Source organism: Streptomyces poriferorum, from assembly GCF_019399235.1.
Taxonomy (GTDB): domain Bacteria; phylum Actinomycetota; class Actinomycetes; order Streptomycetales; family Streptomycetaceae; genus Streptomyces; species Streptomyces poriferorum.
The window spans coordinates 1-336 of sequence record NZ_JAELVH010000685.1; the positions used below are offsets into that span (position 1 = coordinate 1).

The 336-nt window shown below is 73.5% G+C and carries 1 protein-coding gene; it reads right to left on the reverse strand.

Annotated elements, in window-relative coordinates:
* Positions 1-336 (reverse strand): hypothetical protein (locus JGS39_RS41355; RefSeq protein ID WP_236066199.1); only part of this gene is annotated, 336 nt, incomplete at both ends.

Genomic DNA, 336 nt, shown 5'->3' on the forward strand with positions numbered 1-336 from the left:
CGCCTTGTTCACCGCGTCGACGAACGCCTTCTTGTCGAACTCGCCGGGCTTCGCGGCGTTCATCTTCTCGGCGTTCGCCGCTTTGCCCTGGGCTTCCTTGTCGTCGGGAGGCGCGACCGCCGCGTCCTGGGAGGCCTTGGACTCCGCGGCCGCAGGCGGGTGAACGGCGATCCGCGTCTTCTTCGCCGCCACGGCCGCCTTCATGCTGCGGAAGCCCGGGGCCTGGGCGGGAGACGGTGTGACCGGGGCGGTGTAGCGCTGGGCGACGAGGCGGGAGACCGCCGCGTTGCCGGCCGCCCGTTGCAGGCGCTGGAGGGCTCGGCGGTCCGGGGCCGG